This window comes from Pantanalinema rosaneae CENA516 (assembly GCF_050753385.1).
Taxonomy (GTDB): domain Bacteria; phylum Cyanobacteriota; class Cyanobacteriia; order Leptolyngbyales; family Leptolyngbyaceae; genus Pantanalinema; species Pantanalinema rosaneae.
This window is the reverse complement of the sequence record NZ_JBLZFZ010000094.1, coordinates 1-17869: the sequence shown is the minus strand read 5'-3', so window position 1 is coordinate 17869 and position 17869 is coordinate 1. Positions and strand designations below refer to the sequence as shown.

The window sequence follows — 17869 nt, the reverse complement described above, 5'->3', positions numbered from 1 at the left end:
AGATGTGTATAAGAGACAGGTGGGAAGATGGGGAGGTGGGAAGATGGGGAGGTGAGGAGATAAGAGAGTGATGAAGGGATAAATCGAAACAATGAACGGGGAACAACTTTCGTTAAGGGTTTGCAATATCCTGAGACAGCCCAATTTTGGCAGATTTACGATGGAAATTAGGAGTATTAATCGTGTGATATGAAATCCCGCCTTCCCCTGTCCTGGTTCGATCGCATTGGGCGATTGGTGAGTTCGCTGGTGTTATTAGGAAGCCTCCAGTTGGTGATAGCGCCAGAACGATCGACGGCACAGGGAGGAGTGGTAGTAGCTCAAGCCACACAGATCGCTGAGGCAGTTACGAGTTTGAAGCAATCGAACGATCGCTGGATTGAGATCAAGTTATCCAGCCAACGGTTGATTGCCTGGGAAGGTGGCATTCCGGTTTATGCCGTCATTGTCTCAACCGGGAAATCTTCAACTCCAACGGTTAAAGGGGTGTTTGCGATTCAAACGCGGCATCGCTATGCCCGGATGCAAGGGGATGATTATGATGTTCCGGATGTGCCCTATACGATGTACTACTACCGGGGGTACGCGATTCATGGCGCTTACTGGCACAATAACTTTGGCACTCCAGTCAGCCACGGCTGCGTGAATGTGGCAGTCAATCACGCTGGTTGGTTATATGACTGGGCAAAAGTTGGCACTCCGGTGGTGGTGCGCGATTAATTCAATGACAACTTCTGGATCAGACTGGCAAACCTGCGATCGCTTTTTAGAACTCCGTTCCCATTGGTTTACGCTGATTGGGGAACATCTGATCGACGATCGCCAACAGCCCTTAGACTACTGGCGGGTGGAACGGGCGGACTCCGTGATTGTGTTACCGATCCAGTTAGAACGCTTGATTCTGCCACCTCCTGCCTATCGCCCCGGCATAAGTCAGTGCAGCCTTGATTTTCCCGGTGGACGACTGCCAGAGGACAAATCCCCTGAGGATGCCGCTCGCCTGATTTTGCAACGCGAGTTAGGGGTGCCACCCACCGCGATCGTTGACCTCACGCCTTTAAATCCTGACGGTTGGGCAGTCAATAGTTCGTTCTCTAATCAGCGGCTATATGGCTTTATGGCTCAGATTCAGCCAGAGTTTGAGCTAACCAGCGATCGCGTCGGCATGAACGTAGCGATTACCCCTGAGGCCATTCGCCAATTACTGCAAACCTTGACGTGCTTACAATGTCGAGCCTTGGTATTGCAATGGTGGCTCGATCGCAGTTCCATCGCTGGAATCAGATAGTCAAACCTTACCTCAGCCCAATCGCATGGTTTTGCAACCAGGCACTCGCGCCGGATGCAGGAAATTACGATCGCTGTCCTGATTCCTCACTATCCAGGCGGTAGTCGTTCTATAGAGAGATTATTTAATCAACGAACTAACTATGAACGCTCGAATCGTAGCAGGACTAACCATTCTGGCAATCAGCACGACCAGTCTTGCCGGGTTCGCTCAAACCACCGCCAATTTACCCGATGTCCAAGGCGACTATTACCGCAACGATACCCCGGTGCAAGGCACAGCCCCACGTCCCTTAATGGCAGGATCACTGTGGCAAGTTGTGGCAACCGAATTGCCCTGTCGCCAGGAGCCGGGAACCGACCAGCCGATCGTTCGCCAATACCGCCAGGGTGAGATTTTACAGGTAGAGGTCTACCGAGGCGGGTCAGATGAAGTCTTACTGAATACAAAAGATGGGACTGGCAAACCCTGGATGCCTGTGCGTGGGAAACGATCGGCCGATCGGTGCTATGTCAGGGCGAATCAGCGCTATATCCAACCAGTGACGGAATAGTACCCGATGGGGTGGTCGGAAACACCTGTAGAGCGGTCGCCGTGGCTGACAGCCGCACCCGAGCCCCGATCGGAAAAGCCGTTTTGGCAGCAATTCGGGCATGGAGTTCTTTGCCGGATGGAGTCAGCAAACAATACCGATGTTCCCGCCCTAAAAACTGGCGATCGCGAATTACTACCGAAGCCATATCATCTGGCTCTAACCGCAAATCCTCCGGGCGTACCATCAGTTCTCCCAACTCACGGTTACTGCTGCCCTCGGTTCTACCGCTTCCTGGCTGGGGTTTGACCTCAAAGCAACCTACCTCGGTTTCCCAACTGCTGCCATTAAATCGAGCGGGTAGAAAGTTCGCCTGGGTGACAAATTCCGCCACAAACCGAGACGCAGGCTCCTGATAAATCGTTTCTGGAGTGCCAAACTGTTCAATTTGTCCCTGGCGCATCACCGCGACATAATCCGAAATTGATAGTGCCTCTTCCTGGTCGTGGGTGACAAAAATCGCTGTCGTCCCCGTAGTTTTCAAAATATCCCGGACTTCCTGCCGTAACCGTAGCCGTACCTGCACATCCAGGTTACTCAGGGGTTCATCTAACAAGATTAGGCTGGGACGGGGAGCCAATGCCCTTGCCAGAGCCACCCGTTGCTGCTGCCCCCCCGACAGTTGATGGGGATAACGATGTTCTAACCCGGCTAACCCAACTAACCCGATCGCTTCAGTCGTGAGTTTCCGAATTTGTTCGGCTGGATACCGCCGTCCCCGCTTGCGACCCGGTTGGACTAACCCAAAGGCAACATTTTTCGCCACCGTCAGATGGGGAAACAGGGCATAATCCTGAAATACCATGCCAATATCCCGATGTTCCGGAGCCACCCAGCGATCGGGACTTGCCACACGCTGCTCATTCAGGACGATCGTGCCCGACTGGGGTCGCTCAAATCCGGCAATTAATCGCAGTAACGTAGTCTTGCCGCAACCTGAGGCTCCCAGCAAACTCAGCAGCGCTCCGGTCGGTAACTGCAAGGAAATCTGGTGAATCGCAGGGGGCAGATCAGGGGAGAATTGCTTAGTCAACTCTTCCAAATGCAAAATTACCGATTCAGTCATTGCCACCCAGTCCCTTGCGATGTCTCCAACCTAATAGAATCATAGACTTCATGCCGCGTCGCGACGCTAAACGGCTGTCTATGATTCCGTCTCTATTGCAATTTATCATCAATAATTCCGCCACGTATAGTAGAGTAGTTTCGGAATAATTCTCATTAAGCTGGCAGGTCGCCCTCGGTCATGACTTTGTTTCCCCAAACTCGTTCGCTCAATACGGCCCAATCACGGTTAGGGGGCTGGACAGTTTTAGTGCTAGCGATCGCAGTGCTGATTGCCGCGCCCATTCTAGTTGTGCTGAGTGCCATCTTCGTCAACTCTGGCGACACCTGGAATCACCTGGCGACCACTGTTCTGCCCACTTATCTCACTAATTCGCTGCTGCTGATGGTGGGAGTGGGCGGCGGCGTGGCCTTGATTGGGGTGGGCACAGCCTGGTTAGTTACCCTCTGTCGCTTTCCGGGACGCTGGTTATTTGAGTGGGCACTCCTGCTGCCTTTGGCGGCTCCGGCATACCTGCTGGCCTACGTTTATACCGATATTCTGGATTTCTATGGGCCGGTTCAAACCGGACTGCGGGAAATATTTGGTTGGCAAACCGTTCAGGATTACTGGTTCCCAAATGTGCGATCGCTGTGGGGGGCGATCGTTATGCTGACCCTGGTGTTGTATCCCTATGTTTATTTGCTGGCGCGATCGGCGTTTTTGTCGCAATCGGTGTGCATGTTAGAAGCTTCCCGCAGTCTGGGTTGCAGTCCCTGGCGCAGCTTTTTCACCATTGCCCTACCGCTCGCTCGTCCAGCCATTACCGCCGGACTCTCGCTGGCACTGATGGAAACCCTGAATGATTATGGCACAGTGCAATATTTTGGGGTGGATACTTTTACCACGGGAATTTATCGCACCTGGTTTGGCATGGGCGATCGTCCGGCAGCCACTCAACTGGCGGCATTGTTAACCCTGTTTGCCCTGGCACTGATCCTGCTAGAGCGCTGGTCACGGGGACAAGCCAAGTATTACCAAACTGCCAATGCCGTCCAACCCCTATCGAGTTATCGGTTACGGGGATGGCGGGCGATCGCCGCGATCGGGGCTTGCCTACTCCCGATCTCACTAGGTTTCCTGATCCCAGCCGGGGTATTACTCCAGATGACCCTAGCTATCTCGGGCACAGCACCCGATATTGATGCTGCCGACGACTATGCCAGCGATGATTTTTCCGGCAGTGATTTCGCTGCCAGTAGTTCGGCAGATGCGTTCTGGAGCTTTGCCAGTAACAGCTTCACCTTAGCTGCCGTCACCGCGATCGTTGCAGTCTTACTCGGTGTGATTCTTGCCTATGGACTGCGCTTACGACCCACACGGGGGATGCGTCTTGCCACTCAAGTCTCTGCAATGGGCTATGCTGTACCGGGTTCGGTGATTGCGGTAGGGGTATTGCTGCCGATCGGCAATTTCGATAATGCGATCGATGCCTGGATGCGCTCTAGCTTCGGGATTTCTACTGGCTTACTCCTGAGTGGTACGATCGCGGCACTGGTGTTTGCCTATCTGGTTCGCTTTCTAGCCGTGTCATTCAGTAGCCTGGATGCCAGCCTATCCGGGATCAAACCCAATTTAGATGATGCCGCCCGCAGTTTAGGTCATAGCTCCATGAGTACCCTTGTGCGGGTGCATGCCCCATTAATGTGGAGCGGCGTGTTAACCGCCACGATGCTGGTATTTGTCGATGTGATGAAAGAGCTACCCGCCACATTAATTGTGCGACCGTTTAACTTCGATACGTTAGCCGTCCGCGTCTATAACCTGGCATCCGATGAACGGTTAGCCGAAGCCGCCGCTCCTGCCCTGGCGATCGTTCTCGTCGGCTTACTGCCTGTCATCCTGCTCAGTTGGAAACTGGCTCACGCTCGCACCCAACGGCAACTGCCCTTAACGGATTGATGCCCAAGCTACTGGATCGCCTTCATAATAAAATCTGCCAGTTCAATCAGTTGGTTTTTATTAAATGCCTCTAACAACACTCTAGCCGCCGCTCGCGGTTCCAGGGGTACAGAAATTTGTTGGGGTTTCCCGGAGGGCGTGGCTACCGCCGCTCGCACTGGCTGAACGGGGGCTGCCGTCGTCGTTGGTTGAACAGCAGGTTGGGCAGCGGGTGTCGTCGGTTGGGCAGCGGTCACCAGCCGTTGGAGATTTGAACCAGGAGCGATCGCCGTGGGTTTGCCAGCAACCAATAGATCACCGGCTTGTTTTAACTCCTTAATTAGGACAGGAGCCAGGACAGCATAGGAATTTTTGCCATTCGCTATCGCCTGTTGGGCAGTTTGAGTCACATTGCGCCACTCAGCACTGGCATGAAGCTGACCCATGCGGCTACATAGGGTTGCCAGTTGTTGCCGGGTGGTTGGGGTATCTCCCTGCTTAAACAGTTGCAGCATCAACTTCAAGGCTTGGTTAATCACTGAACCAATATCCTTACCCGCTTTAGCTGGGGCAGGAGCCGGGGCAGCAGATCCCCCTTGAATCAATCGCAGAATGTAGGCTTGCAGTTCATGAAAAGCGGGTTCTACAGCCTGCACGGTTTGCATGGCATCTTCTTCCCGCAGTCCATAGGGGGATTGCAGTTCCTCGATCAGTTCCTTTAAGGTGTCAAAGCCCTGTAAAAATAGGGTTTCCACCTGTTGATCGACTTTGACTGAGTTTTCTTTTAAGAGCTTAAAGCAGTCTTCCAGGTGATGCCCTACCCGTTGAATGCTGCCAAATCCGAGCATCGCCGCCCCGCCTTTGACCGAGTGAGCCGCTCGAAATAGCTCATTCATCTGCTCTGAATCAGCCATTGTAGATTGCAAGTTGAGCAGTCCCTTTTCGATCGTATCGAGATGCTCTTTGGCTTCCTCGATAAAATAGACCACGATTTGTTGCTGTTTTGTCGCCTGCACAACCCTGTCCCTCTCAGTGCTAACGTGAGATCAAATTTCCAGATGGAACGCTAGACGACACTCGTGAAACTATCGTTTGATCAAGCTGACCGATCGTGGATGTTTTAGCCATTCAGTTAGCCTGCGTTTCGAGTCTTCAGCCCATCGTCCAAACTTCCAGTCATCAAGACCCCGTGGGATCTCCGATGTCTAGATCTAGTATTCCCACTTGATCCCAACTTTTATCTCACTTCAGCCAACTCAAGTTGGGGTCGTGTTCATGGAAATTAGTGAAATCAAGCAACTGGAGCAGCAACTTCGCCAGCAAGCGTATATAGATGGGTTAACTCAGATTGCTAATCGCCGCTATTTCAATGAAGTTTTTGAATTAGAGTAGTGACGATGTGAACGATCGCACCAACCCTTGTCAATAGTGTTAACTGACGTGGATAAGTTTAAAGCCTATACCGATAAACGGTGCGACAGTTGCACTATCAGAACTTAGATTGCAGCTATGGTTCGGTTTACTGACCTATTGCACTGGAGCGTAAATATCCTGATGTCGATCGTGCCTGGATTTGGCAATATGTGGTTTCTGCCGATCGCGGTGCCGTGTGGCGCGATCCCTTCCAACTTGCAACGATTTCAATTCAGAAAATGCCTGTTTGCTTTCTGATTTCTATGTTTTCTATCAGCAAATAGGCATTTGGCTAACTCATTTTGCCTATTTGTTAACTCATTTCAAGGTTTTGAGTAAGTAAATAGCCGATCGACTGACTCATTTTGGTATTTTCCGCAAGCAAATTGACCATTTGCTTTCTCAAACTGGAGTTTGCTTTCTCATTTCAGTATTTTCCGCAAACAAACAGGTCATTGGCTAACTAATTTCAGTTAATGGTGGAGACATCGCCGCGATCGTTCAAAGAACTTTGCGTCACCCCTTCAAATCTCCGACAAGAGGATAACAGTAAAACTATCGGCGACAGATAATCCTGAACTTTTACCAGCAGTTTTCGCCCGCATTCGGCAAGTCCTAACTTTGGTACATGATCCTGAATACGAGTCAGTAATTCGGGTTCTGCTATGCCATGTATCCACCGCACTGGATCACTCCACTTAATCTCACTGGCAAACCGCTGAAGCGCACATTCGGATACCGTCTGACTGTTAATGCTCCAGCCGCCCGGGGTGATCACGACAGGTGGGTCATCCATTGTGATGACGTCAAGTTTGATTGCCCATAATTGACACCCTTGATTTTCAATATAGAAAACGAGAGTCGATTGGCAACTTTGCCGCTCTTGAGCATTGAGGAGATGAGACTCTGATAAAAAGTTCCGATAGGGAGCCAGTTCATTTGGAATACTGAACTCATCCTGTCTCGACCAAATATCTGCTCGCCGACCAGCCAAGCCATACCACTCCTTGAGCGCCAAAGGAAGACTAAAGCCTAATTCCTGTTCTGCCAGGGCGATCGTTGCATTATCAAACCCGTCCCCATTAAACAGAGGTGGATACCAATCGGCAATAAGCTCCTTGAGCAATTGCCATCTTGCCTCACGTTGGGTTGGGATATTTTGAAGCAACGATGGACTGTCCATGCTTAGGTCTGAGGATTTTGTGACAGCTAACGGTAAAGCTCAACGGCGGCAGGCAACATTGGAGACACAACCAAAATCTCTGTCCCGTCCGTTGCAGCGCAGTGTTAGGCGGCTGGCGGTTTCGACTACTTGCGGCTTTTCCAGTAACCAGGCTCACGACTGCAATGCATAACTGCCAAAATCAAAATGTAGTCCTGCTCAATTGTATAGAGAACACCATATGGAAACTTACGTGCCATACACCGCCGAACATCTTCATCAATTTCAGCGTAACGGGTTGGAGACTCCCTGATCCGATAAACTGTATCCTCAATCGCATTTATGAACGCTTGAGCAACTTCAACTCTCTGCTCTGTATAGTATTGAACTGCTTCAGCGTACTCATTCAACGCTTCAGGGTGAAATACATATCTCATGGATCAATCAGCCGTCTGACTTGCGCTAAAGCATCCTCGCCTGAAATTGGCTGAACAGAACCATCTCGCACCTCATCTCGTCGGCGCTTAGCTTCAGTTACCCAAACTGCCTGAATTTCTGAGTCGGTGTCGAACTCCAAGCTTTCCACCAACTTGTCTGCCAGGAGTGCTCTTGACTCACTAGGCAGGGACAATATTTCCTCAGTCAATTGCTCAATAGATCGCATAACACCTCACATAACACTAAACTCTGATGCAATTGTAGCAAAGTTCAATATGCCAGAATTCGATGAAGTAGCCACCTACCTTGAAGCATTTACTAGGAGTCGATTGGTATAGGCTCATATTTGAAGATTGACCGATAATTGTTCGTGAGAAATATGTGAAACAGCGATGTATCGAACTGGGCGTTGAAGCTTTTTAATTTTGCCAAGCTCTTCTGCTCTCTTAAGCCACTCGCCAGCCAATTTTTCAGAGATTCCCAAGATTTTAGCAATATCTTCTTTGTTGCGATCTACAGAAAGAATATCGTCAATATTAGGCAGAAAAAAATTACTGAAGACATTATAATCTGGAAGTGAAGAATGGCTATCAATAGCCTGATTATCGGCAACAGATCGAGCAACTTCTACAGGATCTTGGTTATCTAACCCCTCAGAATTATGGAGAGAATATGGTTTCTCCTCTTGTTCTCCTTTTTCTGATATGTCAATCTGTTTTTCAAGTGAATAAGAAGTTTGTGAAATCTGGTTGGTAACTAGAGAGACATAATAGTTTTTATCGTTTAAAGCTTTTTCGATTTCACCTTTTTGGTAGAGTGCAACAAATAAAGCTGCCGCTCTTGCTTGACAATTTAAGGATTTATCGGGATTAAATACAATGTCTGAAAAGCCTTGAAATTCAAAAAGTTTATTAGCTAAATCTAGATTTTGTGAGAGTGCTGTCAAATATAGCCAATCATAAAACGCTGTTACTGGTTTATCTGGGAAGCGCTCTCCAAAAAATGAATATCCAACAAAATCACCAGTAGTACGTAATCGCTCATCAGTCTTAGCATCTCTACTAGAAGCAGAATATAGATCTGTATAGGGACCACCGTTAGTGAAAACTTTACTTCCTTGATAAGCACACTCTACTGACAGTTTCTTGCCTCGCACTTCTAACATGAGATTAAAAGCACTTAGAGAAACACCTAAATAATTAGCTGATTTTGAAGATATTTCTAAAATAGGACTGATCTTTTGCTTTGCTGCTGCTTCATGCAAAGAGGCAATAGATTTTTGAGCTTGAACCTTTGCCATTCCAGAATGCCATTTAAATTCCACCAACCTCTGATCCACAAATGGGTAATTAAGAACAGGTATAAATATAGGTCGAGAAGCCATATAACTACCTAAAACGGAATATCGTCAAAATTAAGATCATTCACAGGTGCAGTGCTTGGCAAAGAGCGCGTTGACCAAAATTTCCAGTCTTGCCTGGGACAAAAATAACGATCAGAATAGTAGAATTGAACACAACTTGCCTCTCGTAGAGAGTTCTGAGATAGCCATTGCTCAGCGATGGATCTATTGCAAAAATCGACGGACTGTATATAGTCTACTGGAATTGAATTTAAGACTAGGACTTCAGCTTGAGGATGAGTTGTAAAGTTGTCAGGTATACCTAGAGTGGATCTCTCCATAGAGCCATAATCTTGAAACATCTGTTTAAGCGCAACAGGCTGGCTCCTATCCATATTGATCTCACTATTTCTTGCATTATTCGATGCAGCATTTTCTGTATAAAACTTACAGTCCATCTCCCACAAAACAGAAGGGACAAGAGTCAAGATTACCCAACCCTCTTTCTGATCCAATCTAAGGTCATTATTGCATCTATATTTATAAAACATTTGGTAATTGGGGAAGCTAATGCTTAAGCAGATTGCTTCTTTATATCCATCTAGGCGATATGAGTCATTATACTGTGGACGAATATCATAGCTCTGATCTTCAAGCACGCTGCGCCCCAACAAGCCCCTTTGCAAAATACTTGACAGGTTTTGACTGCGTGTAAAATGAACCAATGTTTCAATCTTTTGTTCTATGCAGATTCTTTGAATCTCGGACACACGGGCGTTTTTAGAATAACGAGAAAAGCTTGTCATTGCTTTAGCCTCACAACGGGTTGAAAATCAGTAGACACAACCCTGGCGTTGTCATCATTGGCTGAATTCTCAGATATATCCAAGACTAAATTATGAAATTTCGCCAAGTTAGCACCGAAGCCGTAGCTTCTTAACTGCGTCCTCACCCAGAACTCAAGCCGCCTAACGGCTAAGTTGAGCGGTGGCTAGTGTCCTTTGCATCCCCACCGAGATCTCTCGCCCGTCCGCTCCAACGTGTTGTTAGACCGGGCTTACGCGACAAGTTCACGATTTCTCTATCGCTTTCTGCTTCCTTCTTGCGTAGGTCTGCAAAGATTGCATCCAAATCGTAGTTCAAGGACTTCGCGTACTCTTCGCGGATTCGGTGGATCTCTTCAACAATCTCATCTGTCCACATGACCTAATCTCCCATTAGTTCGTTGGGTGTGCAAAGGATAGGCAACACATAACCGAAATTGAGACTAATCTCCGCCAACTTCCCCTGGATCTGGGCGTTAGCAATGTGCTTACAATTCCAAGTTAACAGGTAATCCATGCCGTGGACAGTTGCGGCGGCAATATGGATTGCGTCAACTTTGGCTTTTGGAGGCAGACTGCTTCGGGCAAGAAATTGTGCGGCTAAATCTTGTACTGCTTGGTTCAACGCCAGCAAGGGAAAATCATGCAAAATCTCCAGTCGTTGAGCGGCAATCTCCACATCCCCCTGCGCCACTTCGTCTAGAACAGCCTCCGAAGTGTAGAGAATAAAGGCGTTTCGACGAGATTCCCACCAGTCTCTTGTGATCTCAATATTTGCAGCCAGAATCAGATCTTTGGTTGATCTGGCTGTGAGGTATCCCAAGATACTGGTTTCGATGTAGACAGTTTCGCTCATATGGAATAGGTTTGGGGTCTTTCCATTTTACGTCTGTCAGGCTCAGGAATCATGTTGGGCTGCTCTATCGCCAAAGTTTCTATTGACCTCAATTTTAGATGGCATATGATAGCAATAACACTGGTGTACTAACCCCAGGTACTGTATTGCAAGCATTGGCAGAAACAGATAAACCAATCTGTTATATTTCACAGCTAAAGCAAGTTTTCCATGAAACACGCACCATATTGCTCTTGTTAGTCCATAGGTCGGTGAGTAAGGTATACCCAATCGCCTAGACAAACTTAGATCAGGTATTTGCTCTAACACATCAAATGGAATCACCAGCAGCCCCAATATAATCACTGTCACGAATGCAGCAATTAACCAAATAATCAGTGAATTGAAATTAACTTGCTTAATCAAGTTCTGCTTGAACACGATCTAACGCTTGCTGATATGAGGGTACTGGATCAATAAACAGATAAAGCAAATTTCCTATCCAAGTAATGACCAAACAAAAACCAGCAATCAAACAGAGCCAGAAAACACTATTCGGAGACCAACGAATTTGGCAGTCAATATCGAAAGTATTTTCCTTCTTTTTATTCTGGGTAATGCTAACAAATGCCTGAAATTTAGCGACAAATGCACAGGATACTCCTGCATTCCCGTCAATAATCTCTATAGTGCCACCTCTAGGAATAACTTGCCCACCTAATCTACGCAGCGCAATCACAACTGCGTCGGTGACTTCCTCTAAAGATTGCGTAGTCTTCACTTGCGTAAAAACAGTTTTGCTTGCCATTAAGTTGTACCTGAATTTGCCGTTATGAAATTGCGAAAAGATTTATCTTGCCCAACAATCAGTTAAACACCCCTTCCAAGTGTGCCCTCAAATTCTCAATACTGCTCCACCTAGACATTAAATTTGGACTGGTTAGCAATTTTGCCTTTGTATCGTACCAACCCCAATCCACCTGCATTGTGTTTCTGTCAATAGGGATCTTGCTGGAATCATGGAAATTGGCAACCCAATGAACCTTTACCCACCGAAAAATACCCCACATGCCAGAATCCCATTGAGGCTTGTCTTCATCACCTTCGTTGGATAGTTCAACTACATGGGTTAGGTAACGCTCACTTTCTGTAGGTGGCCTCTGGGACAGGATGATGAATGCCCCTTTGGGTAAGTTCAATGCATGGGCATCCACTCCTTCCCCCTTCTTGAAGTTCAAGGGAAAGTAAGCTCCGACTGGGTATTGCTTGTATGCCCAATCGTTATCGTCATTTACGTTCTTGATATACTCCAGACGACTAAAATTCTTCATTCTACCTACCCATACTGTTTACTTGAGCGTTAAGCCCTATAGAGATTCTCCCAACTACCTCCTCGCCAAGATCTGCGGTCTAACGGTTCTAGTCAGCGGTTGTAAACGAGCTTTGACACCCACGATCGCCCCCCAACAATCCGTTGCAACAGCATTGTTAGATATCCTTGTCCCCGATCGCTACAACTTTATCCAACCCAACCCAAAACTGGCAACCCAGCGAACAAAACGAAATACTAACAACGCAGCAAACCAGACGATCGCCCTTGACTCTGACCCATAAAACGAGTGTCTTTCTATACTCCCAATTACCTCATTTTACTGAGCCGACGAACCCCCTCTCAACGTAGCTAACAAGGATGGCTAACTATTAATAGACGGAATTTTTCAGCCTAAGATCCCAATTTGGGATCTTAGGCTGAATGATTCAGCCTAAGATCCCAAATCACTACTTATGCCGATTATTTCTGCATAATACGCTGTTTAAGATGATTAGCAAGAATCTTTCCGCATAATTTCAGGTTCATTACGGAGATAGGAAAACGTAATATTAGATGCAATATATATATTTATCTCTATGAAGCTACCGTCTAGGAAATAGCTGAATCAGGTGCGTGATACCTTCGTCTCAAGCCCCATACCTACCGCGCTGAAGCAACCTATGTGCAATAGATTCGCTGATACAGCCTATTTCACAACAAGCGTCACCCAAAAGAGATGGGGCATGCAGAATGAGGCATGTCTCACTGCTCTCGCCGTGGGTGGATAAGCTTCTGTCTACCGAAAATCAAGCCTGGAGTGCGTTGTTGTTTCTATCTGCTATAGGTTGCAGCAGGAAGTTGTTCCTCAATCATCAGAGTTTTACCGCGATCATCAGAGTTTTACCGCGATCGCTGCTCCTCACTCAGTAAACAGAGCAGCCGAAATAGCAAATGGAGCAGCCGAAATCACAAATAGCGATCGCTCTAATGATCGTGTGATGGGGAGATAGGCTGAAAGTCTGTGTAACTCCCGAAAAATGTCCATCACTTCACTGATGAAACCATTTGATGCAGCGATCACATTGCCGCTCCCATGTCCAGTCTCGCAGGAATTCCGCCGCCGATCGCGCCCGATTCAGTGCCTCCTGGCGATCGCGGTAAATGCGTTCCAGTGTTTCCACCACTTCCTCCAGATCAGATTCTCCCCACCCCTCTGTCCCAACTCCGGCAAAAGATTTAACAGCCGCCTGCGATCGCAGAGGATAACCAAGATTGTGCCGAATCAAATCTAAATGTCCTGTATTCGCTGACAGAATAGTGGGAATGCCACAGGCCAGTGCCGCGATCGCAACAGGGTTGCTGGTTGCCTGAGATCGATTCGGGAAGAGGGCAACATCAGCCGCACAGAGCACTTGCCCCAGTGAGGTATAGGGCACAGCACCGAGATCGATCACAGCATCTGGCAGGACACCATGCCTCACGAACCAATCCGACACCGCCAACTGCCCATTTTCCCCAACTTGCGGCAAGTCAATCCCATATCCTGATTGATTGAATTCCGTTAATGTCGTTGCATCATGACTATGCCAACTGGTGAGTAGTAAGGCTTCAGGATGGCGAGTCTGAAACACTTTGAAAGCCGCAATCGTTATATCCTGACCATTGGCATAACTCAAATCACCTCCAGAAAAGATCACAAAGCGATCGCTAAACACATTCGACTTAGGAGCCGGATGAAACAAACTTGGATCAATGCCCCAAACCAGTGTTTCAACCTGTGGCAATCCCAGTTGCTTCAAAATATTGGCATTCCAGGTTGAGTAGGTAATCAAATGATCAAAATCTTTGGCGATCGCGATCGCATCACTACTCCAATTAGTGTTGGTAAACATGACGATACCCATGCGCCGAGTAGATTGGCTATTTGTAGAGTGAGATGACGCGATCGTGCCCGTATGATCTAAGCGTTGGACTAAGCAACTACCAGCATCCAGAGGTGTAGGAGTGAGCGATCGTAATCGAGTTTGATACAGGGGCGGTAATGATTCCAGATCAGCGTTGACTAATAATGTTGGTTGAGATTGCTGATCCTGTAATAGTTGCAGTATCAGATTTGTGCCCAATATGCCCCACTCGGTAGTACCGTTAATTTGCCAATCAATTCCAATCAAGGAGGATGGCGTAGCGAATAGGGATGGAGGTGGGGTGAGGGGAAGTAAGGGAGGTGGGGAAAATGAGGGAGGTGAGGAGGTTGGGAGGGTAAAGTGATCCGTCTGGGCGATTAAAGCGAGTTTGACGCGATCGAAGACTCCTGCCCAATCACCGGGAGCAGTTTGGCGGAATAGTCGCATCGTGGGATACCAGGGGCTATCGTCACGATCGATCATCCAGCGCCAGTCGGGAGCGAAGGACAACAGTAACCATGTGGGTTTACCGAGTGCGCCAGCCAGGTGAGCGACGGAGGTATCGATCGTGAGGATTAAATCTAATTGAGCGATCGCGGCAGCCGTATCGGCAAAGTCCTTCAGATAAGGGCTTAAATCCTGCACTGGTAAGTTTGGATAACTGTTTAATTCTGCTTCTGCCTCCCCTTTTTGCAAGCTGTAAAACTCAATTCCTGGCAGATTAAATAGGGGTTGCCAATCCGTTAAGGTACAAGACCGATAACGGTTGTTTTTGTGATTGGGGTTTCCCATCCAGGCAATGCCGACTTTGAGGGATGAGGATGGGGAGATGGGGAGATGGGGAAGTGGGGACGGGGCTTGCAGGTAGGGAATGGTAGCGGGAACAGTATCGAGAGTCGTGCCAAGAATGCGCGGCAGACTGAGTAACGGCGCATGGACATCGAAGTCAGGTAATGGCGTATCCTGCGCCACCAGTTGATCAATGCCAGGAGCGGTTTCCAGCAGGCGAACTAACGCGGCTTGCGCTTCAACAATCACTCGTCGTCCTCCCCGATCGCGCACCAACGTGGCATACCGGACAAATTGCATCGTATCGCCAAATCCCTGTTCGGCATGGAGCAAAATCGTTTTGCCGTTCAGCGGCGATCCATCCCATTCCGGTTGGGTGAACGGACGACGCGACCAATGTTGCTGCTGCCACCGCCATTCATATTCCACGAACCCTTCCGGAAACTTGCCTTGCAGTAACAGGGCATGACCAAGATTCTTATGCGCTTCCACGAAGTCCGGTCGCCGTTGAATTGCCTGCCGATACTGGACGATCGCTTCATCTAACCGATTCAACCGCCGTAACATGAATCCCAAATTGTAGTAGAGATCCGCAATTTGAGGCTTGAGCGCGATCGCCTGTTGGCAATGGACGATCGCCTCCTCCAGGCGTTCCTGTTCCTGAAGGGCAACCGCCAGATTTTGATGGGCATCGGCATACAACGGATCAAGGGCGATCGCCTGTTTGTAATACCCGATCGCTTCTTCCACTCGCCCCCGTTGCTGCACCACACCACCCAAATTACCCCAGGCTTGAGCAAACTGTGGTAGTAAGGTGACAGCTCGACGCAGATAGTTTTCGGCGGTTTCCAACTGTCCTGCCTGACAAACAATCACCCCGATCGCATGGAGTGCTTCCACCTGATCTGGGTCTTGTTGCAACACCTGCCGATATAACCGTTCAGCCTCCTGGAGATTGCCCTGTTGGTAGTGTTGGAGGGCGGTTTGGAGTGTCGTGGAAAGTTGAGGGGATGGGGAAGATGAGGGAGGTGGGGAAGATGGAGCAGGTTGGTGTTGGCGGGATTTCTGCCGTTTCTGGTGCTTCTTCCCTTTCCGCTTACCCAACCCCTCTACCAATCGATCGCGTCCTTCCCTATCTCCCTTACCTCCCTTACCTCCCTTACCTCCCTTATCTCCCTTACCTTCCCCATCTCCCATCTCCTGCAATAACGCGGTCTTCACCTGAGCGATCGCACTCTCCCAATCCGCGTAAGTCAGTTGTCGAAATATACGCATCGTGGGATACCAGGGACTATCGGAGCGATCGAGCATCCAGCGCCAATCGGGAGCAAAGGGGAGCAGCAGCCAGATCGGTCTACCCAATCCACCCGTAAGATGCGTCACTGCCGTATCCACACTAATCACCAAATCTAGTTGATGAATCAGGGTTGCTGTATCAACAAAATTCTTTAAGTGATGGCGTAGATCAATCACTTCAGAATGAGCTTGTAAAAACTCTAAATCCGTTGTAGTAGGATCTTTTTGCAAACTATATAGTTGCACTCCCGGCAGCTCCGCTAATGTCAATAACAACGATAATGGTACTGCCCGACTGCGGTTATACGGATTCTCTGGATTTCCTGACCACACAATTCCCACCTTTAACTGCGCATTGGGAGAGACAGGCAGTATCGGAGTTAAAGTCCTTTCCCCCTCATCTCCCTCACCTTCCTTAACTCCCCCATCTTCTCCACCTTCCTTAACTCCCGCATCTCCCAGACGATCGCCAATCCACAAATACGGCACATCCGCCGGAACCGTTTCCAGGGTCGTCCCTAAAATATGTGGCAAGCTTAATAATGGAGCCTGGACATCATAGACCGGTGGTGGACTACCGTAGGGAATTACTTGCTGCACATCTGGCAATTGCTGGATTAAGTGAATCAACGGCTGATGACATTCCAAAATGACTCGTCCACCCAGTTTCGTCACGATCGCCACATAACGCACAAATTGCAGCAAATCACCCATGCCCTGTTCGGCATGAAGGAAGATTGTCTTGCCATGCAACGGCGACCCATCCCAAAGCTCACCCGGAAATGGACGCAGGGATTGAAAGGTGGGTAGCTTCACATGCCAGCGCCACTCATATTCCGCAAAGCCTCGCTTTAGATCGCCCCCTAACAACAGGGTCAAGGCTTTGTTCCAATGACCTTCCGGAAACTGCGGATCGATCGCCGTGGCTCGTTCGTAATGCTGAATCGCTGTCTGTAAATCCCCTTGATCCCGAAACACATTGCCCCAGTTGTTGTATGCCTTAGCATTATTGGGATTCAGCGCGATCGCCTGTTGATAATGCTGAATCGCTCCCTCAAAGTCACCTAATTCCTTCAAGGCATTGCCCAAATGGTTGTGAGCCGCCGAAAACTCCGGTCGCAGTTCCACCGCTTGGCGATAACACTCGGTCGCTTCCTGATATTTTTCCTGCGAGAACAGCAACAAGCCTAGATTGTTATAGGCATCAGCGTAATTCGGTCGTAGGGAAATTGCCTGCTGATAATGGTGCAGCGCTTCCGCTTCCCGCCTTTTCTCCCGCAGAGCATTGGCATAGTTATTATGGGCATCGGCATAATCCGGTTTCAATGCCAATCCTTTTTCGTAGTACGGCATCGCTTCATCTAACCGTCCCTGCTCATGAAACGCCACCGCCAAATTATTGTAGGTATCATGATGATTCGGATTCAGCATCAACACCCGGCGATAGTGCGCGATCGCTTCCTCCAACCGCCGATCCTGATGGGCAATCAACCCCAGTAAATGCCAAGCGTCTGCCTGTTCCGGCTGCTCTGCCACTAACTGCCGACAGAGTGCTTCAGCCTCTTGGACTCGTCCAGCTTGATGCTCACGGATTGCCGCTTTGAGCGCGGCGGGCAAGGGAGGTGAAGGAGATGAGGAGGGTGGGGAAGGTAAGGGGGATGAGGAAGATCTGTCTCTTATACACATCT

Annotated in this window: 18 protein-coding genes; 6 read left to right on the top strand and 12 right to left on the bottom strand. The window is 48.7% G+C overall.

From position 1 onward, the window contains the following. The first annotated feature begins 189 nt into the window (after nucleotides 1–189). The 3 genes from ACN4EK_RS30435 to ACN4EK_RS30425 all read left to right on the top strand — a co-directional run bounded on the left by ACN4EK_RS30435 (nucleotide 190) and on the right by ACN4EK_RS30425 (nucleotide 1841). Nucleotides 190–720 carry a L,D-transpeptidase gene (locus ACN4EK_RS30435; protein ID WP_431662196.1) on the top strand — a complete coding sequence of 177 codons (531 nt, stop codon included), beginning with the start codon at nucleotides 190–192 and terminating at the stop codon, nucleotides 718–720. Between the two features lie 4 nt (nucleotides 721–724). After that, complete coding sequence (locus ACN4EK_RS30430) at nucleotides 725–1288, top strand: NUDIX domain-containing protein (protein WP_431662195.1); 564 nt, start codon at nucleotides 725–727, stop codon at nucleotides 1286–1288. 142 nt (nucleotides 1289–1430) lie between these two features. After that, nucleotides 1431–1841: a hypothetical protein gene (locus ACN4EK_RS30425; protein ID WP_431662194.1), complete on the top strand. Its 411-nt coding sequence runs from the start codon at nucleotides 1431–1433 to the stop codon at nucleotides 1839–1841. Here the strand turns inward: ACN4EK_RS30425 and ACN4EK_RS30420 are convergent. Continuing rightward, nucleotides 1801–2946, bottom strand: coding sequence for an ABC transporter ATP-binding protein (locus tag ACN4EK_RS30420; protein WP_431662193.1), 1146 nt, complete (start codon nucleotides 2944–2946; stop codon nucleotides 1801–1803). The two genes, ACN4EK_RS30425 and ACN4EK_RS30420, sit on opposite strands and share 41 nt — an antisense overlap. Before the next feature lie 180 nt (nucleotides 2947–3126). Between ACN4EK_RS30420 and ACN4EK_RS30415 the strand changes: the two genes are divergently transcribed. Further along, a complete protein-coding gene (locus tag ACN4EK_RS30415; RefSeq protein ID WP_431662192.1) occupies nucleotides 3127–4887 on the top strand; it encodes an ABC transporter permease in 1761 nt (586 codons plus the stop codon). An 8-nt stretch (nucleotides 4888–4895) separates the two neighbouring features. On the opposite strand, the gene ACN4EK_RS30410 is transcribed toward ACN4EK_RS30415, so the two are convergent. Then, complete coding sequence (locus ACN4EK_RS30410; protein ID WP_431662191.1) at nucleotides 4896–5882, bottom strand: Hpt domain-containing protein; 987 nt, start codon at nucleotides 5880–5882, stop codon at nucleotides 4896–4898. Nucleotides 5883–6375: 493 nt separating this feature from the next. Here ACN4EK_RS30410 and ACN4EK_RS30405 point away from each other — a divergent pair, with 493 nt between their 5' ends. Continuing rightward, on the top strand, nucleotides 6376–6537 hold the full coding sequence (locus ACN4EK_RS30405; protein ID WP_431662190.1) for a hypothetical protein: 162 nt from the start codon (nucleotides 6376–6378) through the stop codon (nucleotides 6535–6537). A gap of 211 nt (nucleotides 6538–6748) precedes the next feature. On the opposite strand, the gene ACN4EK_RS30400 is transcribed toward ACN4EK_RS30405, so the two are convergent. The 9 genes from ACN4EK_RS30400 to ACN4EK_RS30360 form a co-directional block, all read right to left on the bottom strand. Next, the gene (locus tag ACN4EK_RS30400) at nucleotides 6749–7462 is read right to left on the bottom strand and encodes an SMI1/KNR4 family protein (RefSeq protein WP_431662189.1); all 714 of its coding nucleotides are present in this window, start codon (nucleotides 7460–7462) and stop codon (nucleotides 6749–6751) included. A gap of 125 nt (nucleotides 7463–7587) precedes the next feature. Then, on the bottom strand, nucleotides 7588–7878 hold the full coding sequence (locus ACN4EK_RS30395; protein ID WP_431662188.1) for a type II toxin-antitoxin system RelE/ParE family toxin: 291 nt from the start codon (nucleotides 7876–7878) through the stop codon (nucleotides 7588–7590). Then, on the bottom strand, nucleotides 7875–8105 hold the full coding sequence (locus tag ACN4EK_RS30390; RefSeq protein WP_431662187.1) for an addiction module protein: 231 nt from the start codon (nucleotides 8103–8105) through the stop codon (nucleotides 7875–7877). Before ACN4EK_RS30390 ends, ACN4EK_RS30395 begins: the two co-directional genes overlap by 4 nt. A 114-nt stretch (nucleotides 8106–8219) precedes the next feature. Further along, the gene (locus ACN4EK_RS30385) at nucleotides 8220–9263 is read right to left on the bottom strand and encodes a DarT1-associated NADAR antitoxin family protein (protein ID WP_431662186.1); all 1044 of its coding nucleotides are present in this window, start codon (nucleotides 9261–9263) and stop codon (nucleotides 8220–8222) included. Nucleotides 9264–9271: 8 nt separating this feature from the next. Continuing rightward, a complete protein-coding gene (locus ACN4EK_RS30380; RefSeq protein ID WP_431662185.1) occupies nucleotides 9272–10027 on the bottom strand; it encodes a DarT ssDNA thymidine ADP-ribosyltransferase family protein in 756 nt (251 codons plus the stop codon). 400 nt (nucleotides 10028–10427) lie between these two features. Continuing rightward, the gene (locus tag ACN4EK_RS30375) at nucleotides 10428–10901 is read right to left on the bottom strand and encodes a type II toxin-antitoxin system VapC family toxin (RefSeq protein WP_431662184.1); all 474 of its coding nucleotides are present in this window, start codon (nucleotides 10899–10901) and stop codon (nucleotides 10428–10430) included. 42 nt (nucleotides 10902–10943) lie between these two features. Beyond that, nucleotides 10944–11210, bottom strand: a complete 267-nt coding sequence (locus ACN4EK_RS30370; RefSeq protein WP_431662197.1) for a DUF2752 domain-containing protein — start codon at nucleotides 11208–11210, stop codon at nucleotides 10944–10946. Nucleotides 11211–11298: 88 nt separating this feature from the next. After that, nucleotides 11299–11688 carry a hypothetical protein gene (locus tag ACN4EK_RS30365; RefSeq protein WP_431662183.1) on the bottom strand — a complete coding sequence of 130 codons (390 nt, stop codon included), beginning with the start codon at nucleotides 11686–11688 and terminating at the stop codon, nucleotides 11299–11301. A 58-nt stretch (nucleotides 11689–11746) separates the two neighbouring features. After that, complete coding sequence (locus ACN4EK_RS30360) at nucleotides 11747–12211, bottom strand: hypothetical protein (protein WP_431662182.1); 465 nt, start codon at nucleotides 12209–12211, stop codon at nucleotides 11747–11749. Between the two features lie 112 nt (nucleotides 12212–12323). Here ACN4EK_RS30360 and ACN4EK_RS30355 point away from each other — a divergent pair, with 112 nt between their 5' ends. Continuing rightward, a complete protein-coding gene (locus ACN4EK_RS30355; protein ID WP_431662181.1) occupies nucleotides 12324–12494 on the top strand; it encodes a hypothetical protein in 171 nt (56 codons plus the stop codon). A gap of 747 nt (nucleotides 12495–13241) precedes the next feature. Here the strand turns inward: ACN4EK_RS30355 and ACN4EK_RS30350 are convergent. After that, nucleotides 13242–17798: a tetratricopeptide repeat protein gene (locus ACN4EK_RS30350; protein ID WP_431662180.1), complete on the bottom strand. Its 4557-nt coding sequence runs from the start codon at nucleotides 17796–17798 to the stop codon at nucleotides 13242–13244. Between the last annotated feature and the right edge of the window lie 71 nt (nucleotides 17799–17869).